Annotated in this window: 31 protein-coding genes and 1 pseudogene; 31 read left to right on the top strand and 1 reads right to left on the bottom strand. The window is 37.7% G+C overall.

Annotated elements, in window-relative coordinates; translation table 11 throughout:
• From BMY14_RS20645 to BMY14_RS15435, 31 genes and pseudogenes are all read left to right on the top strand, one after another.
• A partial coding sequence (locus tag BMY14_RS20645; protein WP_218144915.1) for a hypothetical protein occupies positions 1–645 on the top strand: 645 nt, incomplete at its 5' end.
• Between the two features lie 673 nt (positions 646–1318).
• Positions 1319–1522, top strand: a pseudogene (locus BMY14_RS15580) (methyl-accepting chemotaxis protein); the annotation flags it as partial.
• A 214-nt stretch (positions 1523–1736) separates the two neighbouring features.
• A complete protein-coding gene (locus BMY14_RS15575) occupies positions 1737–2684 on the top strand; it encodes a permease (RefSeq protein WP_091833782.1) in 948 nt (315 codons plus the stop codon).
• 58 nt (positions 2685–2742) lie between these two features.
• Positions 2743–3066 carry an ArsR/SmtB family transcription factor gene (locus tag BMY14_RS15570; protein ID WP_245741442.1) on the top strand — a complete coding sequence of 108 codons (324 nt, stop codon included), beginning with the start codon at positions 2743–2745 and terminating at the stop codon, positions 3064–3066.
• A gap of 26 nt (positions 3067–3092) precedes the next feature.
• Positions 3093–3323, top strand: a complete 231-nt coding sequence (locus BMY14_RS15565) for a thioredoxin family protein (RefSeq protein ID WP_091833776.1) — start codon at positions 3093–3095, stop codon at positions 3321–3323.
• A gap of 215 nt (positions 3324–3538) precedes the next feature.
• Positions 3539–4276 (top strand): ABC transporter ATP-binding protein, encoded by a 738-nt coding sequence (locus BMY14_RS15560; protein WP_091833770.1) that lies wholly within the window; start codon positions 3539–3541, stop codon positions 4274–4276.
• On the top strand, positions 4273–5190 hold the full coding sequence (locus tag BMY14_RS15555; protein ID WP_091833767.1) for a SufB/SufD family protein: 918 nt from the start codon (positions 4273–4275) through the stop codon (positions 5188–5190). Before BMY14_RS15560 ends, BMY14_RS15555 begins: the two co-directional genes overlap by 4 nt.
• A 149-nt stretch (positions 5191–5339) precedes the next feature.
• Positions 5340–5540 carry a hypothetical protein gene (locus BMY14_RS15550; RefSeq protein ID WP_091833764.1) on the top strand — a complete coding sequence of 67 codons (201 nt, stop codon included), beginning with the start codon at positions 5340–5342 and terminating at the stop codon, positions 5538–5540.
• Positions 5541–5626: 86 nt separating this feature from the next.
• Complete coding sequence (locus BMY14_RS15545) at positions 5627–6040, top strand: DUF134 domain-containing protein (RefSeq protein WP_091833761.1); 414 nt, start codon at positions 5627–5629, stop codon at positions 6038–6040.
• Positions 6015–6386 carry a NifB/NifX family molybdenum-iron cluster-binding protein gene (locus BMY14_RS15540; protein WP_091833758.1) on the top strand — a complete coding sequence of 124 codons (372 nt, stop codon included), beginning with the start codon at positions 6015–6017 and terminating at the stop codon, positions 6384–6386. Before BMY14_RS15545 ends, BMY14_RS15540 begins: the two co-directional genes overlap by 26 nt.
• A 1-nt stretch (position 6387) precedes the next feature.
• Positions 6388–7245, top strand: coding sequence for a nucleotide-binding protein (locus BMY14_RS15535; RefSeq protein WP_091833755.1), 858 nt, complete (start codon positions 6388–6390; stop codon positions 7243–7245).
• The gene (locus BMY14_RS15530; protein WP_091833752.1) at positions 7223–8080 is read left to right on the top strand and encodes an ATP-binding protein; all 858 of its coding nucleotides are present in this window, start codon (positions 7223–7225) and stop codon (positions 8078–8080) included. The genes BMY14_RS15535 and BMY14_RS15530 overlap by 23 nt, the downstream gene beginning before the upstream one ends.
• Before the next feature lie 15 nt (positions 8081–8095).
• Positions 8096–8920: an MBL fold metallo-hydrolase gene (locus tag BMY14_RS15525; protein WP_091833750.1), complete on the top strand. Its 825-nt coding sequence runs from the start codon at positions 8096–8098 to the stop codon at positions 8918–8920.
• Positions 8921–8939: 19 nt separating this feature from the next.
• Positions 8940–9782, top strand: a complete 843-nt coding sequence (locus BMY14_RS15520) for an Mrp/NBP35 family ATP-binding protein (RefSeq protein WP_091833747.1) — start codon at positions 8940–8942, stop codon at positions 9780–9782.
• Positions 9779–10303 carry a NifB/NifX family molybdenum-iron cluster-binding protein gene (locus BMY14_RS20910; protein WP_091833744.1) on the top strand — a complete coding sequence of 175 codons (525 nt, stop codon included), beginning with the start codon at positions 9779–9781 and terminating at the stop codon, positions 10301–10303. The genes BMY14_RS15520 and BMY14_RS20910 overlap by 4 nt, the downstream gene beginning before the upstream one ends.
• A gap of 171 nt (positions 10304–10474) precedes the next feature.
• Positions 10475–10771 (top strand): DUF134 domain-containing protein, encoded by a 297-nt coding sequence (locus BMY14_RS15510; protein ID WP_091833741.1) that lies wholly within the window; start codon positions 10475–10477, stop codon positions 10769–10771.
• 50 nt (positions 10772–10821) lie between these two features.
• Positions 10822–11712 carry a phenylacetate--CoA ligase family protein gene (locus tag BMY14_RS15505; protein ID WP_091833738.1) on the top strand — a complete coding sequence of 297 codons (891 nt, stop codon included), beginning with the start codon at positions 10822–10824 and terminating at the stop codon, positions 11710–11712.
• Positions 11713–11798: 86 nt separating this feature from the next.
• Positions 11799–12173: a C-GCAxxG-C-C family (seleno)protein gene (locus BMY14_RS15500; protein ID WP_091833736.1), complete on the top strand. Its 375-nt coding sequence runs from the start codon at positions 11799–11801 to the stop codon at positions 12171–12173.
• 146 nt (positions 12174–12319) lie between these two features.
• Positions 12320–12604 carry an ArsR/SmtB family transcription factor gene (locus tag BMY14_RS15495; protein WP_091833734.1) on the top strand — a complete coding sequence of 95 codons (285 nt, stop codon included), beginning with the start codon at positions 12320–12322 and terminating at the stop codon, positions 12602–12604.
• Between the two features lie 52 nt (positions 12605–12656).
• A complete protein-coding gene (locus BMY14_RS15490) occupies positions 12657–15113 on the top strand; it encodes a DsrE/DsrF/DrsH-like family protein (RefSeq protein ID WP_091833731.1) in 2457 nt (818 codons plus the stop codon).
• Positions 15114–15134: 21 nt separating this feature from the next.
• The gene (gene trxA / locus BMY14_RS15485; RefSeq protein WP_091833728.1) at positions 15135–15449 is read left to right on the top strand and encodes a thioredoxin; all 315 of its coding nucleotides are present in this window, start codon (positions 15135–15137) and stop codon (positions 15447–15449) included.
• 21 nt (positions 15450–15470) lie between these two features.
• Positions 15471–15656, top strand: a complete 186-nt coding sequence (locus BMY14_RS15480; protein WP_091833725.1) for a 4Fe-4S binding protein — start codon at positions 15471–15473, stop codon at positions 15654–15656.
• Positions 15657–15916: 260 nt separating this feature from the next.
• On the top strand, positions 15917–16345 hold the full coding sequence (locus BMY14_RS15475) for a universal stress protein (protein ID WP_091833723.1): 429 nt from the start codon (positions 15917–15919) through the stop codon (positions 16343–16345).
• Positions 16346–16372: 27 nt separating this feature from the next.
• Positions 16373–17314, top strand: a complete 942-nt coding sequence (locus BMY14_RS15470; protein ID WP_091833720.1) for a malate dehydrogenase — start codon at positions 16373–16375, stop codon at positions 17312–17314.
• 328 nt (positions 17315–17642) lie between these two features.
• Entirely contained in the window at positions 17643–18878 is a 1236-nt protein-coding gene (locus tag BMY14_RS15465) for a chloride channel protein (protein WP_091833717.1), read from the top strand.
• 114 nt (positions 18879–18992) lie between these two features.
• Positions 18993–19568, top strand: coding sequence for a TetR/AcrR family transcriptional regulator (locus tag BMY14_RS15460; RefSeq protein WP_091833714.1), 576 nt, complete (start codon positions 18993–18995; stop codon positions 19566–19568).
• Positions 19569–19636: 68 nt separating this feature from the next.
• A complete protein-coding gene (locus BMY14_RS15455) occupies positions 19637–20116 on the top strand; it encodes a TlpA family protein disulfide reductase (RefSeq protein ID WP_245741440.1) in 480 nt (159 codons plus the stop codon).
• An 8-nt stretch (positions 20117–20124) separates the two neighbouring features.
• Complete coding sequence (locus BMY14_RS15450; RefSeq protein ID WP_091833708.1) at positions 20125–20823, top strand: cytochrome c biogenesis CcdA family protein; 699 nt, start codon at positions 20125–20127, stop codon at positions 20821–20823.
• Positions 20824–20876: 53 nt separating this feature from the next.
• Positions 20877–21401: a TlpA family protein disulfide reductase gene (locus BMY14_RS15445; RefSeq protein ID WP_091833705.1), complete on the top strand. Its 525-nt coding sequence runs from the start codon at positions 20877–20879 to the stop codon at positions 21399–21401.
• Between the two features lie 139 nt (positions 21402–21540).
• Positions 21541–21897, top strand: coding sequence for a DsrE family protein (locus tag BMY14_RS15440; RefSeq protein ID WP_091833702.1), 357 nt, complete (start codon positions 21541–21543; stop codon positions 21895–21897).
• Positions 21898–22128: 231 nt separating this feature from the next.
• Positions 22129–23319 carry a glycoside hydrolase family 3 N-terminal domain-containing protein gene (locus tag BMY14_RS15435; protein WP_091833699.1) on the top strand — a complete coding sequence of 397 codons (1191 nt, stop codon included), beginning with the start codon at positions 22129–22131 and terminating at the stop codon, positions 23317–23319.
• A 91-nt stretch (positions 23320–23410) separates the two neighbouring features.
• On the opposite strand, the gene BMY14_RS15430 is transcribed toward BMY14_RS15435, so the two are convergent.
• Complete coding sequence (locus tag BMY14_RS15430) at positions 23411–23818, bottom strand: ferritin family protein (RefSeq protein ID WP_091833696.1); 408 nt, start codon at positions 23816–23818, stop codon at positions 23411–23413.
• Between the last annotated feature and the right edge of the window lie 18 nt (positions 23819–23836).

Here is a 23836-nt window from a genome sequence, read left to right as displayed (position 1 = left end):
AAAGATGATGAATTTGAAGCGCTGATTGCAGCAATTCACAGGGTAAATCAAAAAGCATTACCGCTAGTTATTTTCGCAGCCGGTCTGCCGAAAATTGCGAAGATTGCTGGTGATATAAAATCCTATGCAGAACGACTTTTTCAGTTTGTTTCAATTGGATCGTTGGAAAATGCAGCAGGAAAATTGGCATTAGAGGAACCAGCGAGACGATGGAAGGTTTCTTATAGTGAAGATGCCTTGGCAATGATCTTAGATATAACGGAGTGCTATCCGTATTTTTTACAGGAATATGGGAAACAAGTTTGGGCTGAAGTCTCTGAAGAGCGTTTGGAAATCGATCAATCAATGGCAGAAGCAGCATATCCGGCATTTGAGAAAAGCTTAGATGAAAGTTTCTTTAAAGTTCGTCATGATCGAGCAACACCAAGAGAATTAGAATTTATGATTGCAATGGTAAAATGCGAAAAACTGCCGTGCTCGACGAAAGCCATTGCGGAACAAATGCAGTGCTTATTGTCGGCGGTATCACCACTTAGGGCGCAGCTCATTCATAAAGGATTTATTTACTCGGCAAATCGTGGTGAAGTCGATTTTACGGTGCCGCAGTTTGATAAATTTTTAAAGCGGATACATGGAATTTCATAAAATTAGAAAGTTTATCGTAAAGATCAAATAGCTTTCGGGTTGTTTGGTCTTTTTTTGTTATCTGGAGTTTTTTGGATCGATACTAAAAATTGTTCGAATAAATGAAGCTTCTGACAAAAATCATTTAAGAAGGGGGAACTGGAATCAGTCGATTATAAACGGGTGCCAAGAGTATCATCTACCAGAATCGGAATTCATTGAGATTGGTGATAGCTTTCGGGTGAAGATTTTCCGGAAACTAGAAAGTGGCTAGAAAGTGGCCTGAAAAAATTTAGTGTCAGCGATGTAACGGCATTTTTGACGCTTACCGTCAAAATTAGAGTGAAAACTAAACTTGAGTAAGCACAAGTCTCTGCTAATTAGCAGGAGATCCACCTGTTAAGTGAAGTTTAGTATCCCCGATTTTTTGTTAATAAAAAAAAATTCAGGGGGAATATCGAAATAAAAAACTATGGACAATAATTTACCAGACAAAACAGAAAATTCTAATTATATGGAGCTGATTTATTTTTGGTGCAAATAGTGATGGTAATTGTCTATTTTGTTCATAAAAAAAATGGATGATCAAATGAATAAAAAATAGCGACAATATAAAGAAAGAGTGTGACTTATGGAACTTTTTGGTAAGTTAAATCAGATGAGAATGGGCGGGCGCAGCTCGCTTTTATCGTTTGAAATGGCTTCGGGGAGTCAGCAAATAGTCGTGTCGACCAAAGCTATTGATGATATTAGTAAGGCCACAGCAGCGCAGACTCAAACCGTATCGGCGGCTACTGAAGAACAATCGGCAACAATGGAAGAGATTGCTGCGTCTAGTCAGATGCTGGCTAAGCTGGCAGCAGAATTGACGATGGCGGTTCACAAATTCAAAATATAGTTATATCGTGTAAGAATGGATGGGCAGGGATATGCATTATATCGCCTGTCCATATTTTATCTTGTGCTTTTTGCTGTTATATATTATAATATGATAATAATATAATATATTAAAAAAGAGTACACGGTGTGGCATTTTAATATATTTGCTATAACAGTATATTTTGATGAGTGAAGTTCGATAAGAATAGTTTAAATTTACGGAGGTATTCATAATGTTACAAGAATTTGCGGACCTGTTAGTCTATGAATGGTTAGGTTTGCTCCCTGGCACTACGATGGGGGATGCGGTTAATTTTTTTGTCTATGACAGTATAAAAATATTTTTAATGTTGATTGTCATTATTTTTGGTGTATCCATCTTGCGATCCTATTTTCCGGCAGAACGTACGAAAAAGATATTGAGTCATAAAAGAGAATTTTATGGGAATATTATGGCGGCATTACTTGGGACAGTCACGCCATTTTGTTCTTGTTCGGCGGTGCCGGTATTTATTGGTTTTATTGAATCAGGAGTACCACTAGGTATTACGTTTTCTTTCTTAATTGCCTCGCCAATGGTTAACGAAGTGGCGGTTATTATGCTTTGGGGCTTGTTAGGCTGGAAGATCACAGCAATTTATATATCGTCGGGTCTTGTTATTGCCATTATTGGTGGGTATCTTATTGGCAAATTTAAATTGGAACATTTAGTGCAAGATTATGTCTATGAAATGAAAGTTGGCGATACGGAAATTATCGAACAATCTTTTGTGGAAAGGTTACAATATGCACGTTCTTATACAAAGGAAATAGTAAAGAAAATATGGATGTATGTCATAATTGCTATTGCCCTTGGCGGTTTTATACATGGTTATGCACCAGAGGATTTTTTAACACAGTATGCTGGCAAAGATAATATATGGGCTGTACCGATGGCTGTATTAATTGGTGTACCGCTTTATTCGAATGCAGCAGGTGTAATTCCAATTGTTACAGCGCTGATTCAAAAAGGTATGAGTTTGGGGACTGCATTAGCTTTTATGATGGCAGTGACAGCATTGAGCTTTCCGGAAATGATTATTCTCCGTAATGTTCTAAAACCAAAATTGATTGCAATTTTCATAGCAATTTTAACCATATCTATTATCTTTACAGGATATCTTTTTAATATTATAATTTAATTATATTATCAAATACAGGAAAATATTTGGTAGAAAGCAAAACATGGGGGATGATATTGTGGCAGAAGATATCGTGAACAAGCTGACGGCGGAACTATTTAAAACAATAGGGCATCCCGTACGTATAAAAATTTTGCATCTCTTACGGGGCGGAGAACGATGCGTGTGTGAAATGATTGAAGAAATTGATATCGAACAGTCAAATTTTTCACAGCATCTAGGGATTTTAAAAAAACAAGGTTTGTTAGATTCACGAAAAGAGGGACAGCGGGTAATTTATTGGATTGCCTATCCATCCGTTATGCAGTTGATTGATGCAGCGGAACAAACGCTGAGTGATCAAATTGCTCATAGTCAGGGTTTACTGAAGTTTTTAAAATAAAATTAATAATATTGGAGGAACGTCATATGAAAATTGAAATTTTAGGAATGGGATGTCAAAAATGTAAGGCACTCGATTTGGCTGCGAAACAGGCAGTTCAGGAACTAGGGCTTGAGGCTGATTTTGATAAAGTCGAAGATATTAAAAAAATCATGAAATATGGTGTAATGATTACCCCGGCATTGGTGATTGATGGTGTTGTTAAAGCTAGTGGCAAAGTGCTCAGCAAAGATGATATTAAGGCTATGTTGAAATAAAAGATATAGGACAAAGTACATCATTGCTATATATTTTGATGGAATCTATATAGAATAAGGGATTGGCAAAATCAATTTGCTGATCCCTTATTTATGATCCGTAATGGATGAGCAGGGATCTTCAAGAATTCTTATTTGAAAAATAATGAAATTCGAAGTATAGTAAAATAAGATTTTATATAAATTCGATAAAATTTTATTGGGGAGACAAAATAATGCTGGAATTAAAGAATATTTGTTTTGAGGTTTTGCAAGAAGGTAAAGTAAAGCAGATCTTATCTGGAATTAATTTAAAATTGCAGGATGAAAAATTCACTGTGATTACTGGTCCAAACGGAAGTGGAAAATCAACTTTAGCAAAGATTATTATTGGAATAGAAAAACCAACCAGTGGGGAAATTTTTTTTAATGGTATTAATATTACAAATTTTAGTATTACAGAACGCGCGCAGGCTGGAATGAGTTTTGCATTTCAACAACCTGTTCGATTTAAAGGGATCACAGTGCGGGATTTGATTCAACTGGCAGCCGGGCGTTGTTGTGATGAACAAAAATTGTGTTCTTATTTGCTGGAAGTAGGGTTATGTGCAAGGGATTATATGGAGCGGGAAGTGGATGCATCCCTATCGGGGGGAGAATTAAAACGTATAGAAATTGCCACGATTATTGCAAAGCAAAATACGAAACTAGCTGTATTTGATGAACCAGAAGCGGGTATAGATTTGTGGAGCTTTCATAAATTAATTCGTGTATTTGAAAAAATGCATAAAGCAAAAAAACGAGCAATTCTCATTATTTCACATCAGGAGCGTATCTTAAATATTGCGGATGAAATAATTCTGATTTCAAATGGGCAAGTAAAAAAAATAGGAACAAGAGATGAGATCTTGCCAGAAATGATGGACATTGTTGGCAATTGCAAATTTTATCAAAGTGAGGATGCTGTAGAATGAATAAAAATCAAGAACATCTATTGCGCCAGATTACAGATACGATAGAGCCGTCTTTAACTGCACATAATATTCGTGCGAATGGAAAAAGTATTAGTCGGTTATCAACGAAAAATATTAATATTATAGCTAAGAAAAATGGAACGGGACTCGATATTATTATTCAACCAAATACAAAAAATGAAATTGTTCATATTCCTGTTCTTATTGATGAATCGGGCATTGAAGAATGTGTTTATAATGATTTTTACATCGGTGAGTATGCAGATGTTCAAATTATTGCCGGTTGTGGAATCCATAATGATGGTACTCTGGCATCTAGGCACGATGGGATACATACCTTCCATGTGGGGAAAAATGCCAGAGTAAAATACATGGAGAAACATTATGGTGATGGTCAGGGCCATGGTAAACGTAATATGAATCCTAAAACTGTTATTGAAATTGAGAAAAATGGTTTTATGGAAATGGAAACCATTCAAATGCAGGGGATTGATTCCACGAAAAGAAGTACAACAGCAAAATTAGCAGAAAATGCGACGCTGATTGTGAAAGAAAAAATTCTGACACAAGGTGATCAAACCGCAGAAACTGATTTTGATGTTAATTTGTGTGGAGAAAATTGCAGTACGAATCTTATATCTCGTTCTGTTGCTAAAAATGCATCGCGACAAATCTTTCGTGCAAAAATGCAAGGCAATAATAAATGTTATGGACATACAGAATGTGATGCCATTCTGATGGATCAGGCTGATATTTCAGCTATTCCGGAAATTGCTGCCCATCATTTAGAGGCAAATTTAGTTCATGAAGCTGTTATTGGTAAAATTGCGGGAGAACAACTGATTAAATTGATGACATTAGGGCTTAGTGAAAAAGAAGCAGAAGAACAGATTATCCATGGATTTTTAAAATAAGAAATATAAAGAACACCGAGCATTCTAAGCTAAATAGAATGCTCGGTGTTTTTTAGCATGCAACTAGAATTGATATTGACATATGTCATAAACATGATACAATGAAGAAATAGATGACATATGTCATTAATTATATGGAGGTGTTGATTATGCCGAGAAAAGATGGAACAGGTCCAAATGGCTTGGGTGGTTGTGGTACAAGTAAAAATCAACCAGTAAGCGGATCGGATAAAGGATTAGGCAATGGCTGTGGGCTTAGGCATCAAGCCGGAAAAGCAGAATTTGGTAATGATTCAGGTCGTGGAATCGGTCGCCAAAATGGCAATGGTAAAAATGGTGGTTCCATATAGGGAACTTAACAGATATAAAATGTAAAAAGAGACTGGATTGTAATAGGGAAATTCGGATACACCAGTCTCTTGTGAGGTGAATAGGAATGGCAAGACCGAAAAAATGGAGAAAAGTGTGCTGTTTACCAGAGCGCAATCGGTTTGGACCACTGAACGGATCCAATAATCAAGAGTGTTTTGTTACGATGCGTATTGATGAATATGAAACGATACGATTGATTGATTTAGAAGGATTTACGCAAGAACAGTGTGCAGGGCAAATGCATATTGCACGGACAACGGTTCAGGGCATATATAATGATGCAAGGCAGAAGATTGCTGAATCCTTAGTAAATGGGAAAATTTTAAAAATAGAAGGCGGCGATTATCAGCTTTGTGAGGGGCTTGAAAAGACATGTGGCTGCGGTGGCTGTCATAAGCATAGGTATATGACAGAACTTATAGAAAAAAATACGACAAAGGAGAACATATCAAATGAAGTTAGCAATGCCGGTGAATGATAAATCAATAGAGGCAAGTATAAGTGATACATTTGGAAGAACAAGTTATTTTCTTATTTATGATACAGAAACGCAAGAAAGTGTTTTTGTTGATAATAGTGCAGCCAATAGTCAGGGCGGCGCGGGCATAAAAGCAGCACAGGTGGTTGTAGATTGCAAAGCAGAAGCTCTGTTAACACCACAATGTGGTGAAAATGCTGCAAAGGTACTGCAACCGAGTAATACTAAAATTTATAAAACACAGTATAATTCAGCCAAAGATAACATTGCAGCTTTTAATAAAGGTGAATTATCTTTGATAGAAGAAATTCACAGTGGATTTCATGCTGGTCATGGAGCAAAATAACATGAAGATAGCTGTGCTAAGCGGTAAAGGTGGAACTGGTAAAACACTGGTATCTGTAAATTTAGCAGCGGCAGTAAAAAATGCTATTTATATTGATTGTGATGTAGAAGAGCCAAATGGATATCTTTTTTTCAAACCGCATAAGATTGTCTCTGAACGAGTTATGGTTCAGATTCCAGTGGTAGATGAAAATAAATGTAGTGGCTGCCGTACTTGTATTGATTTTTGTAAATTTAATGCTTTGGCATATATCAATAATAAACTGGTGGTCTTTGATGAAATTTGTCACTCTTGTGGGGGCTGTATTCTATTTTGTCCAGAAAGCGCCTTGTTGGAGAAAACAAAAATGGTTGGGCAGGTTGAATATGGAACTTCAGAAGCTGTAACCGTTATTACGGGTCGATTAAATATTGGCGAAGCATCGGGGATTCCAATTATTAAAAAACTATTACATTATGCAAACAATGAAAATAAAATTACGTTTATAGATTCTCCACCTGGTAGTGCCTGTACTGTAATGGAAAGTATCAAAGATGTAGATTATTGTATATTGGTAGCTGAGCCAACGTTGTTTGGTGTGCATAATCTTAATATGGTTTATGACTTAGTGAAATTGTTTCATAAACCACATGGTGTTGTCCTCAACAAATGTGTGGACGAAGAAAATCCTGCCGAGCAATTTTGTAGAGAAAAAAACATCAAAATTTTAGGCGAGATTCCGTTTGACCATGAACTTGGAATGATGAATTCAAATGCTTTAATAGCCGTTAGAACGAGTGAAACGTATAAAAATTTATTCACATCCTTACTTCAAACCGTGATTGAGGAGGTACAAAATGAAACAATTGTTAATCCTTAGCGGCAAAGGTGGTACTGGAAAAACCACGTTGGCGGGAGCCTTTATTAAATTAGCACAGGTGAAAGTTTATGCGGACTGTGATGTAGATGCACCAAATCTGCATCTCGTGATGCAACAGTCGGTTGAACCGAAACGGACGGATTTTTATGGTTTGCCAAAAGCTGTGATTCAATCAGAGCAATGCAGTAACTGTGATTTATGCAGGAAGAATTGTCATTTTGATGCAATTAAGGTCAATCAGATATACAAAGTAGACACATATTCCTGCGAAGGTTGTGGTGTTTGCGAAGTTCTTTGTCCCGAAAAAGCTATTTCGCTAAAACCTGTAGTAGCTGGCAATTTAATGCTTTACACAAATGAGGCTATTTTTTCCACAGCACAACTGAAAATGGGTAATGGAACTTCGGGGCTGTTGGTTACTGAAGTGAAAAAACAGATACATACAATAAAGGATGTCGAATTTGCGATTATTGATGGATCACCTGGTATCGGATGCCCTGTTATAGCATCTCTTAGCGGGGTTGACCTGGTATTGATTGTTGCTGAACCATCGGTATCCGGTATTAGCGATATGGAGCGTATTATTAAAACAGCACAGCAATTCCAAATAAAAATTGCTGTATGTATTAATAAATATGATACGAATCTTGCCAATACAGAAAAAATAGAGTTGTTTTGTCAAGAACAGAATCTGCCATTTGTGGGAAGAATACCTTTTGATAAAGAGGCTGTAAAAGCTATCAATCATGCGCTGTCGATTGTTGATTTAGATTGTATTTCGGGACGAGCTGCCAGAAAAGTTTTCGCTGAAGTTAGAAAAAATTTATTTGAATGAAAGTTAGGTTATATCATGTTAATAAAAACTTTAGTAGAAAATACAGCAATAAATGAAGATTTTGAAAGTGTGCATGGACTCAGCTTGTATATTGAAACAAAAAAACATAAGATTTTATTTGATTTGGGACCAAATTCACTGTTTGTTGCAAATGCTGAAAAATTGGCGGTGGATCTTTCTACGGTGGATACGGTGATAATCTCACATGGTCATGCTGATCACGGTGGTGGACTTGCGCGATTTTTGCAACTGAATTTACAAGCGAAAATTTATGTGCAGCAAAGAGCTTTCGAAAAACATTATTCTCATAGATCCAATGGGGAAAATGTATCCATTAGTTTGGATCAGAAATTATTGCCAAATGATCGGTTTGTTTTTATAGAGGATCATTTTATTCTTGATGAAGAACTGGAATTGATTTCGAATGTCACAGCAAAGTGGCCGAAGCCATCTGTTAATAAAGATCTTTTAATGGTGTCGGGAACTGCATTACTACCGGATGATTTTGTTCATGAGCAAAGCCTAATCATAAAAGAAGCCGGAGTGTTTTTGCTAGTGGCTGGCTGTGCCCATGCCGGAATGATGAACATTCTGGAATCTGTTTATGCGTTGAAAAATATTTTTCCAACTTATGTTGTAGGAGGTTTTCACTTATATAGTTCTTCTAGAAATACGTGTGAAGATCTAGCGAAAATTAAGCAGCTTGGCCAATACTTGAAAAAAAGTGGTGCAAAATTTTATACTTGCCATTGTACCGGGATTGAACCATATGGCATTTTAAAAACAATTATGCAAGAAAAAATTGAATATTTAGCAACCGGAAGACAATTGACTTTATAAATATAGGGGAGATAAAAACATGAGTGATACTTGTAATCAAACTTGCAGCAGCTGTGGGGATACTTGTGAGGACAGAAAGACTGAGCGAACGGATTTTTTTGAAAAACCAAATGAATTGAGCAGCATCAAAAAAGTGATTGCTGTTGTGAGTGGTAAAGGCGGTGTAGGTAAATCGTTGGTGACATCCATGCTGGCTGTAACGATGAACCGTAAAGGGTATAATACGGCTATTTTAGATGCCGATGTAACGGGTCCATCCATTCCGAAAGCGTTTGGTGTACATAGAGAAAATAAAGGAAAGGAAATGAGTGCTTATCCACCTAAGAGTAGTACGGGGATTGATATTATGTCGGTTAATTTGCTCTTAGAACATGATACGGATCCAGTTATTTGGCGTGGGCCTATTATTTCTAATATGGTCAAGCAGTTTTGGCAGGATTTTGTATGGACCAATGTAGATTATATGTTCATTGATATGCCGCCTGGAACAGGGGATGTTCCACTTACGGTATTTCAGTCGATTAAGGTGGATGGAATCATTATTGTGACTTCTCCACAAGAATTAGTATCTATGATTGTAGCTAAAGCGGTTAAGATGGCGCAACGGATGAATGTTCCGATTCTTGGGCTTGTTGAAAATATGTCATATTTTAAGTGTCCCAGCTGCAATCAGGAACATAAAATATTTGGTGAGAGCCATATTGATCAGATTGCAACAAAATACAATATTGATGTTTTAGCCAGAATGCCAATTGATCCTAAACTCGCAAAAGTCTGTGATGATGGAGAAATTGAATTCTTTGAAGGCAGCTGGTTTGATCATATAGATGAAATATTAAAAAATATGGAGGAACGAAAATGAAAATTGCAGTAGCTAGTGAAAATGAAATGGTAACAGGGCATTTTGGACATTGTATTAATTTCAATATTTTTGAAGCAGAAAACAATCAGATTATTAAAAGTGAGTCAATTGACAATCCAGGACATAAACCTGGGTTTTTACCGGTTTTTTTAAGTGAACGTGGTGTAAATGTCATTATTTCTGGTGGTATGGGACAAGGCGCTATTGATATTTTTAATGCAAAAAATATCGAAGTTATTACAGGAGCAGCTGGTAATGCTAAAGCAGCGGCTAATAATTATTTACAAGGAAAGCTTGTTTCTACGGGGTCTGTTTGCCATGAGCATCAGCATCATGATGAATGCGGAGAACACACGAAAGTAAAAGTTGATGAAGAAAAATGCGTGGGTTGTGGACAGTGTATAGCTGTTTGTCCGGTTGAAGCAATTAGCCTTAATAATGGAGTTGCAACTGTAAGTGATGCTTGTGTAACTTGTGGAGCATGCGTTAATACTTGTCCAGTTGAAGCAATAGCACTATAAAAGCAAAGGATATTTAGAGCAGAATAGATTCTTATATTGCGTTAGCCATAAAAGTGGTTCTTTTATGGCTAATGTTTTATTACTGATAAAACATAGACGCACTTTATGAAAAAATTGTTACCCTTATGGTAAAAGCCAATTTTAAATATTGCAGGAAGGACTGAACGTTCTATGTCTAGATTACCTTGTTGCAGCCTTGTAGAGAGGGAACCAGTATGTCATAAGTTTATTCCTGAAATGGAGGAGGCAGAGAATGAAAGAAAAATTATTGTTTATGTGGAGGAATTGGAAGCTATACGCTTGAAAGATCTGTATAAGCTAGATCAATTAGCTTGTGCGAATAGAATGAAAATTTCAAGAGGAACGTTTCAACGGATTTTACAGTCGGGGCGACAAAAAATCGCTACAGCGTTGATACATGGGCAAACTATTTTTATTCAAGGAGAACATTATAGGTTGAAAGAATAAATATTTACATATTGGCATAAGACAAATAGTAAAGTGTAGAAAGGTTTTTTATGATTGAAAAAAATGAAGTTAAAAAAGATACACCTGAGATTTTATGGGAAAGTTGTTTGAAATGGGCTCAAGAAAAAGACAGTGATTTTCAGCAGCGTTGTCAAGAAGATCTTGTATCCAAAAATATTTCACTAAAACAGCTTTCTTTACTGCCGTTGCAAGCTTCGATAGAAAGTACATCACCTTTTTCTAGGTTGACGATGCCCTTAAGCGGCGTTAAGCGTTTGTTGGGAAAGACGCCCTATCTAGCGGAAGAAATTCAGCTTTGGAATAATACTAGTGAAATGTGGCTGCGATCCTGTGCTGTGACGCGGGCATCTGTCGTATTGATAGCAGATGGTTTTGAAGGCGAAGGACCCGCCTGGGGGGTGCTTGCGGGGGCAGAAAATTTGGGGAGTACAGTCATCACATTATCAGATAAACCTTGGAATATAGTTGATGAATATGGTATCACTGACTGTGCGCTGACTACAGGAATGTTGCAGAATTGGGTCGATTCTGGAGCGAACAGTGGTGTATGTAGTTCTTTTTTTTGCTTGAGCAATGAGTTGACAGATGATCAACGCAATAGATGGCAGGAAAAGCTAGGAGCGCCTATTTATCGGCAAATAGGTCTGCAGGGAGTACAATCTTCTGTAATTGCTTGGGAATGTTTGAAACAAGCGGGATATCATTGGCCCATAGATTTATTTTGGCCGGAAATTATAGATATACGAATGCGAACAATATTACCGCCAAGTGAGACCGGTGAACTTGTCTTGACAGCGTTACGGCGACGAAGTACAACAGGAATTCGCGTGCGTACAGGCTGGTATGGACACTTTACGGAGGACATATGTGGTTGCGATTCTCCTTTTCCAAGGTTTATTTTGGGGGAAATGAATCTTTAAAATAAGGTTTAGAACATATTTTGCGGTAGGTCGTGTATCAGTTTTTATTAATAAAAATAATTGTTAAAAGATCAGGAGCGTGTTATATGTCAAAGGCAGTAAATTATCATAAGCAAGGGTATAATTGTGCGGAGTCAATTCTTAAGTCCTTTAATGATGAAAATAGGTTAAGCATTCCAGTGTCGATAGGCACTCCTTTTGGTAGTGGCATGACGGTAGGGTCTACTTGTGGAGCTATTACAGGCGCGATGATAGCGGTGGGCGCAGTCAGTGGCAGAGAAACGGAGACGGTTCCCAATGCATCTCGGCCGTATGCGAATGAAATTATGAATAAGGTGAAAGAAAAATATGGTACATATGAGTGTCAAGAATTAAAAAAACAAGGCGTTTCTTGTAATGAAATCATTTGTTATATGGAACAGCAGCTTAAAGAACTTTTACCGGTACCGAAAAACGAATAATATCATGTAATTTTTTATAGAGTAAAGAACTTTAGCAAAATAACTGTTGATATTATATTTTAGAAAACAGTTATTTTTTTATTGACTTTTATATTTGTATATCGTAATATATAAATATAATGATTTTGTTAAGGAAGCGTGATGGTATGGATAATGATTTCAATAAATACAATGAGGCTGCTGAAATGTTGAAAATACTGGCTCACCCGGTTCGATTATGTATCGTGAAGGGTTTGCTGGAAAATGGAGGCTGCAATGTTTCGCATATGCAGGAGTGTTTAGGTGCGCCGCAGTCTACGATTTCACAACATTTACAAAAATTACGTAGTGCCGGTATTGTTACGGGTTCTCGTAATGGTTTAGAAATAAAATATACGGTAATTGATGAACGGGTAAAAGTATTATTGCCCATCTTGTTTAATAAGCGTTGAGTTCATGTAGTGAAGTATTTCAAACTAAAAAAATACTAGGAGGTTAATGTGTATGAAAAAGTATATTATAGTGGGTGGTGTAGCCGGTGGTGCTACGGCAGCAGCTCGTCTTAGAAGACTTGATGAAGCAGCTGAAATTATATTATTTGAACGCGGTGAATATGTATCTTTTGCAAATTGCGGTTTGCCATATTATATCGGCGATACAATTAAAGATCGTGATCGTTTGCTGGTACAGACACCGGAAAAGTTAAATGGACGCTTTAATATTGATGTTAGGGTACGAAGCGAAGTGACAAAAATTGATACAAATTCTAAGAAGGTGACCGTACAGTCGATTGATCGTGGTGTTTATGAAGAAACCTATGATTCGTTGATTCTGGCACCGGGAGCGCAGGCATTAAGACCGCCTATTCCGGGTATTGATAGTCCGAAAATTGTTAGTCTGCGAAATATTCCGGATGCCGATGAACTTAGACGTTTTGCCGATGATGGTTTGCACCGCGCTGTTGTAATTGGTGGTGGATTCATTGGAATTGAGATGGCAGAAAATTTACGTCAGCGTAATTTAGACGTTACAATCGTTGAAGCTGCACCACATATTTTAGCTCCGTTTGATACCGATATGGTAAAAACTGTGGAAAAAGAACTTTGGGAAAAAGGTATTAAAATAATTTTGGCCGATGGCGTCAAGAAATTTTCAGATAATGGAACCACGGTGGAGGTTAGCCTTAGCAGCGGCAAGGAAATTCAAGCCGATTTTGTCGTTTTAGCAATTGGCGTTCGTCCCGATACGCAGTTTTTGCAAAACAGTGGAATAAAACTTGGTGCTCGTGGGCATATTGTAGTGGATGAACATCTGCAAACAAGTGCGGCTGGTGTTTATGCTGTCGGTGACGCTGTTGAAATCGTCGACTTTGTGAGTGGCGGAAAAACAGCTGTACCTTTAGCCGGTCCGGCTAATAGGCAGGGCAGAATTGCAGCTGATAATATCGTTGGCATTTCGAGTCAATACAAAGGGGTACAGGGAACGTCGATCTTGAAAGTATTTGACCTTACTGCTGCATCTACCGGAAGCAATGAACGAATCTTGCAAAAACAACAGATTTTATATAAGTCGGTTCGGATCCATCCTGAATCGCACGCCGGTTATTATCCGGGTTCTAGGCAGATGACATTGAAGTTGTTGTTTGATGAGGATGGCCGTATTTTGGGGGCACAGGCTGTTGGATCTGAAGGAGTTGATAAGCGTATTGATGTGATTGCCACAGTTTTACGCTTAAACGGTACAATCTATGATCTAACAGAACTTGAACTAGCGTATGCGCCGCCTTTTTCTTCTGCTAAAGATCCGGTTAATATGGCAGGTTATGCCGCGGAAAATGTTTTACGGGGACTAACCGAGGTCATTAACTATGCTGATTTGCCCGACGCAATAGCAAAAGGTGCACGCCTGCTTGATGTGGGAACGGATTTGGAATATGAAAATGGGCATTTGACGGGTGCTGTGAGCTTTCCGCTAGATGAACTGCGTACTCGATTGATTGAATTTGATAAGACGGTACCAATGGTTGTTTACTGTAAAGTCGGTCTTCGTGGTTATATTGCCGAACGAATTTTAAAACAAAACGGATTTTCCGTTAAAAATCTGCTGGGTGGTTATACATCGGCTCGACAGCAAGAATTTACGGTAGATGAACTGATGCCGGAGCCGGAGACAGCAAATAAACAGGGAATGTTGGAAACAGAAACATCCGCTGTACTTGATTTTGATGAAGAAATGGATCTGGCCGGACTGTCTTGCCCGGGCCCATTGATGAAGTTAAAGCTGAAATTTGATACGTTAGAAGTAGGAAAAATTGTGAAGGCAATCGCTTCTGATGCTGGATTTTATAGTGATAGCAAAGCCTGGTGTGATCGTACCAATAATCTTTTGCTGAAGCGTGAACAGGACAAAGGTCAGGTGACTGTATGGATACAAAAAGGCGGTATTGAAACAGCAAAACCGCAGATGCCTGCCAACGATTTTCACTCGGTGAAAGATAATAAAACCATTGTTGTCTTCAGTGGCGATCTGGATAAGGCGATTGCGTCTTTTATCATTGCCAATGGAGCAGCTACCATGGATAAAAAAGTTACCATGTTTTTCACGTTTTGGGGACTGAACATCTTGCGCAAACCAGAAAATGTATATGTTGAAAAAGGCTTTGTTGATAAGATGTTTGGCTGGATGATGCCGCAGGGCAGCAAAAACTTGCAATTGTCGAAAATGAATATGTTCGGTTTGGGAACAAAAATGATGCGTCAAGTGATGCAAAATAAAAATATAGATTCTTTGGAAAGTCTCATAAAGAGTGCTCAAGATAATGGGATTGAAATGATTGCTTGTCAGATGTCCATGGATGTTATGGGAATTAAGAAGGAAGAACTTATCGATGGCGTGCAAATCGGTGGGGTTGGTTCTTATCTTAGTGCGGCAGAAGATGCTAATGTAAATTTGTTTATCTAATAAATTTTAGGAGTGAATAAAATGTCAGTTATTACGATTACAAAAGAAAATTTTACGCAGGAAGTACTGAATGCAGATACACCAGTTCTCTTAGATTTTTGGGCTCCCTGGTGTGGACCTTGTAAAATGGTTTCACCAATTATTGATGAAATTGCTGGAGAAAATATTGGTAAAGTTAAAGTAGGCAAGGTGAATATTGATGAACAGGCAGCACTGGCGGGACAGTTTGCAGTAATGAGCATTCCGACGCTGTTGGTATTTGAAAACGGAAAAATGCAGACAAAATCGGTTGGTGCTATACCAAAAGAACACATTTTGGCATTGTTGCGTAAATAGAAACCTTGAGGAGTGAAGAAAATGGCAATTGCATACGTAATTAAAGAAAATTGCCTGCAAAATCATGTATGTCCGGCGATGAAACATTGTCCAACACAGGCGATTATTCAAGCAGGATATCAAGCCCCGGAAATAATTGTAGAAAAATGTATTGCGTGTGGAAAATGCGTTCAAATATGCCCTAAGGGAGCATTGTCTATCAAGTAATGCTTGGAAATGTCTTCTTATAATATACGTTCAAAATCACAAAATATGTATTGCTATGTTTTTGAAATGTTAAACATGTCATCCTATTGTATTGTCGACGATATAGTAGGATGACGTTTTTATTTTAAAATGTATTTCTATATAATAATTTATCTGAAATAGGTAATTACTTATATATAAGATAAAATATAATGATTTTACTTATATATATTTAAGTTGTAAACTAAAGATGAAAGAAAAAAGTCAGAGGAGTGTTGATAATGAAAAATGAGTTTATTCAACGTATTCTGGTGCCCGTTGATGGATCAACGCATTCGACACAAGCTGTTATGATGGCTGTTAAAATGGCAAAACAATTTTCGGCAGAGATATATTTCATTCAAGTAAAAGATGTGCATACACCGGCGATTGATGCATACCTTGCGGAAGACATTTTACTTATACATGATCGAATTTCCCAATCCATTATTCAGTCGGCGCTGCAGAAAGTTCCTCAGAACATTCTAAGCTACAGCTGTGTTTTGGAAGGACAGCCAGGGAGAGTTATTTTGGATTATGCAAATGAAATAGCGGCCAATCTCATCATTATGGGTTCGCGTGGCTTAGGGACAATTAAGGCCGTGATCTTAGGTAGTGTAAGTCAAGAAGTGCTGGCTGAGTCGAAAATTCCAGTGATGATTTGTAAGTAGAAAATGAAGCAAAAGGAGAAGAAGAAAATGAAAATATCTGTTATTGGGGCAGGAAATGTAGGGGCAACCGCAGCGAATGTTATTGCTTGTAGAAATCTGGTAGATCAATTGGTTTTGTTGGATATCAAAGCTGGCATAGCGGAAGGAAAAGCCATGGATATGATGCAAACAGCACATCTTTTGGGAATTGACACCCATATTGAAGGTGTTACTGGAGATTATCCGCAGACAGCAAATTCAAATCTCATCATCATTACTTCAGGCATGGCTCGTAGACCTGGGATGAGCAGAGAAGAGCTGATTTCTATTAATGCGGGCATCGTCAAAGACGTTATGCAGCAGTGTCTCAAGCATTCACCGGATGCAATCTTTCTCATCATTTCTAATCCGGCAGACACTCTCACATACCTTGCTATTAAAGAAACTGGACTGCCACGACATCGTGTTATAGGTATGAGTGGACTTCTAGACAGCAGCCGCTTCGGTTATTTTCTGAGTAAGGCATTAAATTGCCCACCTCTGGATGTGGATGCTATGGTCATTGGCGTACATGGGGATTTTATGCTGCCCTTAACTCGTTTTGCCCACTATCGGGGAATTCCGGTTGAACAATTATTGAGTCCGGCAATCATTCAGAAAGCTGAATTGGATACAAAAGTCGGTGGTGGCACATTAACTCAGCTTTTGGGAACATCGGCGTGGTATGCACCTGGTGCAACCGCGGCTATGATGGCGGAAGCTATTCTGCGCGATAGTCAGAAAATGATTTCTTGTATTGTTCTAATGGAAGGGGAATATGAAGAAAATGATGTATGTGCGGCTGTTCCTGTTATTTTGGGTAAGAATGGCATGGAACGGGTCGTGGAGTTAAGGCTTAATTCTGAGGAAAAGAAACTTTTTGGGAAGAGTATTGAATCTGCAAGACGGACAAATAATGCCATGAAAGATGTTCTTCGGAAGACAATCTAAATTTATTTGTAATTTTTTTAGAAAAGTAGAAGTGTGAATGATTGCTCGATAAAAATAAGCTCCACAGCATTTTCTGTGAGGCTTATTTTTCATATACTTCTTTTTGATTTTGGTTGATTTTATAATATAAAAGCGATAGAATAAAGCACTAATTGAATACTCTTTAAGTCCAACTTTTTGTCAGCATCCCCTTTTTGGGTGCGAACAATATTTTTGATGGCTTAAACTTAACACAGAAAACTATCCGCTATGGATTTTTAGTTCGCTCAACTTAATTATGTAATGAGCCTATTTATTTTAGTCTTGTTTTAGAGGAGATTTATTTATTATGAAGTATTTACATATAAAAACGATAGCTCAGCTGATTATACTGGGAATAATAGCTGGTTTAACAGGAATTGTATTAATTGTCTTTATGCATATAATCCAACATTATGCTTTCGGTTATAGCGGCGCTGGTGAGATTTCTTTTCGTGAAATCGTTGAATATGTATCACCGTGGCGACGTTTGTTTGTACTAATGTGTTGTGGAATTGTAGCTGGCTTAGGGTGGACCGTTATTCATCGCTATGGTCAAACATTGGTATCCGTTGAAACAGCTGTAAATAAGCCGAATCATTCTATGCCTTTTATTACTACAATTTGTCATAGCTTACTGCAAATTTTAACGATAGCACTGGGTTCTCCTTTGGGCAGAGAAACAGCACCTAGAGAAATTAGTGCTGCTTTTGCGGCAAAGCTGATTGCCTTGTGGCATGTTGACGCACACCAGAGAAGACTCTTATTATCTTGTGCTGCTGGAGCTGGACTAGCTGCCGTATACAATATTCCTGTAGCTTCCGTTGTGTTTACCTTGGAAACATTAATACGCGATTGGAGTTTTCGCTCGATTAGTGCCGCTTTGTTAGCGTGTGGTACAGCTACCTGTGTTGTACGTTTAGGAATTGGTGACTCATTACAATATTCCCTGCCACAGGCGGATTTTAATGAAACATTTATTATTTGGGCAGCTATAGTTGGTCCTATCATTGCGATAAGTGTTATCCTTTTTGAAAAAAGTTTAAAAATTTTTCCGTCAGCTTATCAAAATAGTTCTAAAACAATATTTATTGCTCTTTTAGCTTTTACTGCTATTGGTTTTATGTCTATGTGGTATCCAGAAATTCTTGGAAATGGTAAGGCGGGAAATCAGTTGAGTTTTACGTACTCTATAAATTGGCAGTATGGAGTTGGTTTATTTGGTGCGAAATGGTTGGCTGTGCTTTTGGCTTTAATGGCGGGAGCTTATGGGGGACGCATTACTCCGTCGATGATGCTTGGTGGCATGCTGGGATTAATATTAGCAATATTATGGAATGAATTTTTCCCATTGGTTGCACCAGGAATGGCTGCTTTTGTAGGTGCAGCTACTTATCTGGGCTTAGCACAGAAAATGCCGCTTACAGCAGCTATACTATTATTGGAAATGTCGCGGTTTTCACCAGACTATTTATTCCCGATTTCTGTTTGTTTGGCCACGTCTTTGCCAATGTTCATGTATTTACAAGAAAAATATGAAATATGACCTTATCAAAAAGAAGCATGCAGACTTAAATTAAAAATATTGTGTTAGTGAATAGTATATGGTAAAATATTTTTGTACCAACCGGTAGGTAAAATGAAGGCGAGCGATAAACATATGCTAAATAAAAAATTACAAATTATAGAAATTTCAGCAAAACTTATTCATTCGAAAGGTTATGAAAAAACATCCATTCAAGATATTTTACAAGCTGCACAAATTGGAAAAGGTCAATTTTATTATTATTTCTCTTCGAAGCAAGACCTTGGTATAGAGGTTGTTGACTATTGTTTTGAAAAATGGAATCAACGAGTTATAAAAGGTATTTTGGAGTCGGAAGCTGATCCAAAGGCGAAAATTGAAAAAATGCTTGCATGTGCAATCGATGTTCATACGAAAAATGGTAGTAAGTGTGGTTGCTTTTTTGGAAATTTGGCGGTTGAACTTAGTGAACATAATGAGATTTTTCGAGAAAAAACAAATAAAGTATTTGAAAGCTGGATTCATCATTTGGAAATTGTATTGGACGAACTTATGCGACAAGAAAAGTTGCCGCTTTCATGTGATAGTCATGCTTTAGCGCAATCCATTGTAGCAATGCTTGAAGGTGGCATTATGTTAATGAAAAACCGACAGGATATTGCTGCCTTAATTACTGTTTCGAATGTAGTTAAAAAAATGGTGTGCATTTAAATACGGAAAGAGGGTAAGTAAAATTGCGTAAATATTGGATTACAGCTTTTTTTGTATTGGGGATTTTTATGATTGGGATCATAGGCTATAATTTTATGGCAAATCAGAATCAAACTACTGCGAAAGAAAAAGTGCAGGGTGTGAATACGGGAAATGTTATTCCTGAATTTACACTTACTGGATTAGATGGAAAAAAAGTCACGGTAGGAAAAGATAAAAAAGTTGCTGTAATAAATTTTTGGGCTACATGGTGTCCGCCATGCCGTGCGGAATTTCCTGAATTGGTAAGTTTTGCACAAAAAAATAAAGATACGGTTCAATTTTATTCTGTGAATTTGCAAGAGGATGAGCCGAAAATTTCAGCTTTCTTTAATATGGGAGGTTATTCTTTGCCTGTATTAATGGATGCAGATGGACAAGTCGCTAAATTGTTTCGAATCACAGCTATTCCGACAACGATTGTAGTGGATGCGGATGGGATTATTCGTTACCGGAAAAGCGGTGGGGTTACAGCAAACGAATTGGAAACGATTATAAAGAAATTGTAGGTGTTAAAATGGAAATTGGAAATGTGACGATTATGGCTGTGTTTTTAGGCGGATTTTTATCGTTTTTATCACCGTGTGTTTTACCATTATTACCAACGTTTTCTGCTATTTTAGCAGGTTCTGTTGTCGATGAAGCTGACAAACCACGGAACATATATATCAATACACTTTGTTTTTTGATAGGCTTTACCTTGATTTTTATTGCGATGGGAGCAACGGCTTCTTTTGTGGGGCAGTGGTTTTTTGATTATCAACCCGTACTCAAAAAAGTTGGCGCCGTTATGATCATTCTTATGGGTGTTTTTTTATCTGGTTTAATCAAATTCACCCCGATGCAAAGAGAATATCGTCCGTTTTTAAAGCAAACATTTCGCGGACCTTTTGGTTCTTTTTTATTGGGAATGGCTTTTACTATTGGCTGGACACCTTGTACGGGTCCTATATTGGCAACGATTTTGCTTTATGCAGGTGGAACAAATACAGTAGGGATGGGTTCTTTTTTACTTTTGGTTTATGCGATGGGTTTTTCGATTCCTTTTTTCTTATTGGCTGTCGTGTTGAGAAAATATATTTTTTGTATCCGCAATATATATGAATGGTTACCAAAAATACAAAAGGTAGCAGGCTATATGTTAATTTTTATCGGGATTTTTATTTGGATGGATTGGATAGAAAAAGGGTTAGGAATGTTCCTATCTATTTTTTGAAAAATGAAGTTGGGTTCTATGACTAGTCTATAAACTATTGAAAAGGGGCGTGTATGGTGAATAAAACAATTTTTATTATGAGTATATTGGTTTTTACTTTCTTATTTGGAACTGGATATAATGCTGAAACCGGGGCGTATTCGATATGTCAGGCTCAAGCAGAAACAGGTGTGTCAGTGGGCAAAGAAATGCCGACGTTTACGGCAAATAATCTTAACGGAGAAAATGTACAGGTTGGAGGCACAGGTGTGCCGTATGTATTGAATTTTTGGGCGACATGGTGTCCGCCTTGCAAAGCGGAGTTACCAGAACTCAATGAGTTTGCGAATGCACATACGGAGGATGTTCAGTTTTATGCAATCAATATTGAAGAATCAGAAAATACAATTACGGATTTTTTGCAAAACACTGGATATAGTTTGCCTATTTTGCTTGATGCAGATGGAAGCATATCTCAAGAATTTAGAGTTCGTGCAGTACCAACAACAATTGTTGTGGATTCGCAAGGTGTAATTCGTTATCGTAAAACGGGAGGCGTGACAAAAGAAGAATTAGAAAATGTACTTAGTACTTTATAAATAGAATTGCAGGTGCTGCTGCGGCGAGTGCTTTATAGAAAGTGTTTCTATAAAAATTAATAAAATGAAGCTTTGCCGCTGTTAATTAAACTTGAACGATATGGACACAGAAGCATGGCAGCAGAAATGAGGGGAGAAAATGGATTCATTTAAGGTCGTTTTTCATATTGACGAAATGCATAAATGGGAACTAACTTTAGGTAATGCAAAAAATTTTATCAAAGATATTGGTACCGCTGAGTATTATATAGAAATTGTTGCGAATGCAGAGGCTGTAAAAATTTTTGCCGATAGCAATGAGGAAGAGATCCATGAACTATTGCAAGAAATGGAACGTTTAGCACAGCGAGGAATAAAGATAATGGCTTGTAGGAATGCCATGCAAGCCAATGCTGTACAAGAAACAGATTTACCTAAATATGTTTCTGTAGTGTCGGCGGGGATTACTCGGCTGGTTACGTTGCAGGGGCAAGGATACTGCTATATAAAACCATAAAATAGATAGATTTTATAAGGATTACTCCAAACAGGTTTACAGTAAAGATCAGATAGCTTTCGAGCTATTTGGTCTTTTTGTATTACTTCAGCAACCGACAATTATTGAGTAAAGGAGAAAGCCACAAACGAGTAGAACGGTAACTATAATGCTTATGTAGATTAAAAAGTAGGATACATTGATTTTTCCGGTTCAAAACAACGAATCATTGTATCGGATAAGGTTGTATATATGGATAAGAAAAAAATGTGGCTGATTGGTGGAATGGGACTGGTGATTTTTGCCGTTGCTTTTGGGTATTTATTGGCAAATAATAATTGGGGGCATACATTGTTGATACGATATGGGTTGATTGATGAGAAAATTTCCAAGGTTCTGGAGGCTGCACCGCCTAGCCTCGATGATCAGGTTGAAGAAATTTTAGTGAATATGTCAGATTCACAGAAAATTGGGCAAATGATGATGGTTGGTATTAAGGAAAAAACAGTTGAGGATAATGTTAGTTATTTGCTCCAGGAATATCATATCGGTGGGATCATTTTATTTGATCGCAATATGGATACCGCTGCGCAGGTGCAGATGCTCACGGGAGATTTGCAAAAAAGAGCTAAACAAGCGGATTCCTTGCCGCTGTTTATTGCAATTGATGAAGAGGGTGGCAAGGTTGTGCGAATGAAACAACATTTGAGTGCAGCACCAGCGGCCGAAGAATTGGGGAAGACAGGAAATCCTCAATTGGCTGCAGATTATGCACATGTGACGGCAGGCGAACTTAAGGCCTTGGGGATTAATACTAATTTTGCGCCTGATGCGGATTTGGCATTGGCAAATGGTCGTTCTTATAGCTCGGATCCGGCACAAGTCATAAGTTTTGTTACAGCAGTCGGAAAAAGTTATCAGCGTGATCAACTGTTCTTTGCGCTAAAACATTTTCCGGGTATTGGTAAGTCAAAAGTGGATTCACATTTGGAATCATCCGAGATTATGGTAACACGTGATCAACTGGAAAAAGAAGATATGGCGCCGTTTCGTTCGATGATTCGTTCCTTGAACAATTCAGATTTCTTTGTTATGGTTTCTCATTTAAAATATCCAGCGCTGGATGCCGAAAATCCAGCGAGTTTGTCTCCAGCCATTATACAGGGCATATTGCGGACACAATTGGATTTTCAAGGTTTGATTATTACCGATGATCTGGAAATGGGTGCGGTAGCAAAACTGTATCCGTTTGATGAACTAGGCGTCAAAGCTGTTTCGGCGGGGGCGGATATTATTTTGGTTTGTCACGAATATGATCATGAGATTGCTGTGTATAATGGTATGCTGCAAGCTCTGCGCGAGGGACGAATTAGTATGCAGCGCGTGGATGAATCAGTTCGCCGCATACTGAAAGTGAAGTTGCTACACCTGCAATCGTTTTAAGGATTCGGGTAAGAACGTTCTATATAGCGAAAAAAATGAAACGACCTTAGAAAAATTGTTGAGATGATTTTTCTAAGGTCGTTTTATTTTTTTAGGCTTGCTTATAATCGGATAAGATTTTTTCTGAAATAGCAGCCTGATTTGTTTCGTCTTTTGCCGCGGCAGTGATTTCATCAGCAACTGTCTCTAAGCCCAGCGAACGAGTTTTTTCGGCCATTTTATGAATTTGTGCAGCCACATTTTGTTCGGCTTTTAAGGTCTGTGCTAATACTGTGAAAATATCCTGTGGTACGGCAGCGTTTAATACACTATATAAACCAGCATGACGGGCTTCATCATTGGCAATCTCGATTAAGGTTTCCGATAAATCGTTCAAACCTTGTTCTTTTGCTAAACGACTGAGTGCGTAATAGAGCATCACACCGTGGGCTTCGCCTTTCATATAAGATGTTACCTGTTCTTCTAATTCTGTTCCTTTGGTAAGGTTATATAAACTCATATGCTTTATCTCTTGTTA

The sequence above is a fragment of the Propionispira arboris genome (assembly GCF_900109225.1).
In the GTDB taxonomy this organism is placed as follows: Bacteria; Bacillota; Negativicutes; order Selenomonadales; family Selenomonadaceae; genus Propionispira; species Propionispira arboris.
This window is presented reverse-complemented; position numbering and strand designations above follow the sequence as displayed.

Bases quoted from the DNA above. Each gene is read 5' to 3' on its own strand.
- BMY14_RS15470 (WP_091833720.1), top strand. From the start codon at position 16,373: ATGAAAATATCTGTTATTGGGGCAGGAAATGTAGGGGCAACCGCAGCG.
- BMY14_RS20910 (WP_091833744.1), top strand. From the start codon at position 9,779: ATGAAAATTGCAGTAGCTAGTGAAAATGAAATGGTAACAGGGCATTTT.
- BMY14_RS15440 (WP_091833702.1), top strand. From the start codon at position 21,541: ATGGATTCATTTAAGGTCGTTTTTCATATTGACGAAATGCATAAATGG.
- BMY14_RS15535 (WP_091833755.1), top strand. From the start codon at position 6,388: ATGAAGATAGCTGTGCTAAGCGGTAAAGGTGGAACTGGTAAAACACTG.
- BMY14_RS15550 (WP_091833764.1), top strand. From the start codon at position 5,340: ATGCCGAGAAAAGATGGAACAGGTCCAAATGGCTTGGGTGGTTGTGGT.
- BMY14_RS15520 (WP_091833747.1), top strand. From the start codon at position 8,940: ATGAGTGATACTTGTAATCAAACTTGCAGCAGCTGTGGGGATACTTGT.
- BMY14_RS15565 (WP_091833776.1), top strand. From the start codon at position 3,093: ATGAAAATTGAAATTTTAGGAATGGGATGTCAAAAATGTAAGGCACTC.
- BMY14_RS15460 (WP_091833714.1), top strand. From the start codon at position 18,993: ATGCTAAATAAAAAATTACAAATTATAGAAATTTCAGCAAAACTTATT.
- BMY14_RS15540 (WP_091833758.1), top strand. From the start codon at position 6,015: ATGAAGTTAGCAATGCCGGTGAATGATAAATCAATAGAGGCAAGTATA.
- BMY14_RS15455 (WP_245741440.1), top strand. From the start codon at position 19,637: ATGATTGGGATCATAGGCTATAATTTTATGGCAAATCAGAATCAAACT.
- BMY14_RS15430 (WP_091833696.1), bottom strand. From the start codon at position 23,818: ATGAGTTTATATAACCTTACCAAAGGAACAGAATTAGAAGAACAGGTA.
- BMY14_RS15435 (WP_091833699.1), top strand. From the start codon at position 22,129: ATGGATAAGAAAAAAATGTGGCTGATTGGTGGAATGGGACTGGTGATT.
- trxA (WP_091833728.1), top strand. From the start codon at position 15,135: ATGTCAGTTATTACGATTACAAAAGAAAATTTTACGCAGGAAGTACTG.
- BMY14_RS15545 (WP_091833761.1), top strand. From the start codon at position 5,627: ATGGCAAGACCGAAAAAATGGAGAAAAGTGTGCTGTTTACCAGAGCGC.
- BMY14_RS15505 (WP_091833738.1), top strand. From the start codon at position 10,822: ATGATTGAAAAAAATGAAGTTAAAAAAGATACACCTGAGATTTTATGG.
- BMY14_RS15490 (WP_091833731.1), top strand. From the start codon at position 12,657: ATGAAAAAGTATATTATAGTGGGTGGTGTAGCCGGTGGTGCTACGGCA.
- BMY14_RS15465 (WP_091833717.1), top strand. From the start codon at position 17,643: ATGAAGTATTTACATATAAAAACGATAGCTCAGCTGATTATACTGGGA.
- BMY14_RS15510 (WP_091833741.1), top strand. From the start codon at position 10,475: ATGTCTAGATTACCTTGTTGCAGCCTTGTAGAGAGGGAACCAGTATGT.
- BMY14_RS15555 (WP_091833767.1), top strand. From the start codon at position 4,273: ATGAATAAAAATCAAGAACATCTATTGCGCCAGATTACAGATACGATA.
- BMY14_RS15495 (WP_091833734.1), top strand. From the start codon at position 12,320: ATGGATAATGATTTCAATAAATACAATGAGGCTGCTGAAATGTTGAAA.
- BMY14_RS15475 (WP_091833723.1), top strand. From the start codon at position 15,917: ATGAAAAATGAGTTTATTCAACGTATTCTGGTGCCCGTTGATGGATCA.
- BMY14_RS15450 (WP_091833708.1), top strand. From the start codon at position 20,125: ATGGAAATTGGAAATGTGACGATTATGGCTGTGTTTTTAGGCGGATTT.
- BMY14_RS15445 (WP_091833705.1), top strand. From the start codon at position 20,877: ATGGTGAATAAAACAATTTTTATTATGAGTATATTGGTTTTTACTTTC.
- BMY14_RS15560 (WP_091833770.1), top strand. From the start codon at position 3,539: ATGCTGGAATTAAAGAATATTTGTTTTGAGGTTTTGCAAGAAGGTAAA.
- BMY14_RS15500 (WP_091833736.1), top strand. From the start codon at position 11,799: ATGTCAAAGGCAGTAAATTATCATAAGCAAGGGTATAATTGTGCGGAG.
- BMY14_RS15480 (WP_091833725.1), top strand. From the start codon at position 15,471: ATGGCAATTGCATACGTAATTAAAGAAAATTGCCTGCAAAATCATGTA.
- BMY14_RS15525 (WP_091833750.1), top strand. From the start codon at position 8,096: ATGTTAATAAAAACTTTAGTAGAAAATACAGCAATAAATGAAGATTTT.
- BMY14_RS15575 (WP_091833782.1), top strand. From the start codon at position 1,737: ATGTTACAAGAATTTGCGGACCTGTTAGTCTATGAATGGTTAGGTTTG.
- BMY14_RS15530 (WP_091833752.1), top strand. From the start codon at position 7,223: ATGAAACAATTGTTAATCCTTAGCGGCAAAGGTGGTACTGGAAAAACC.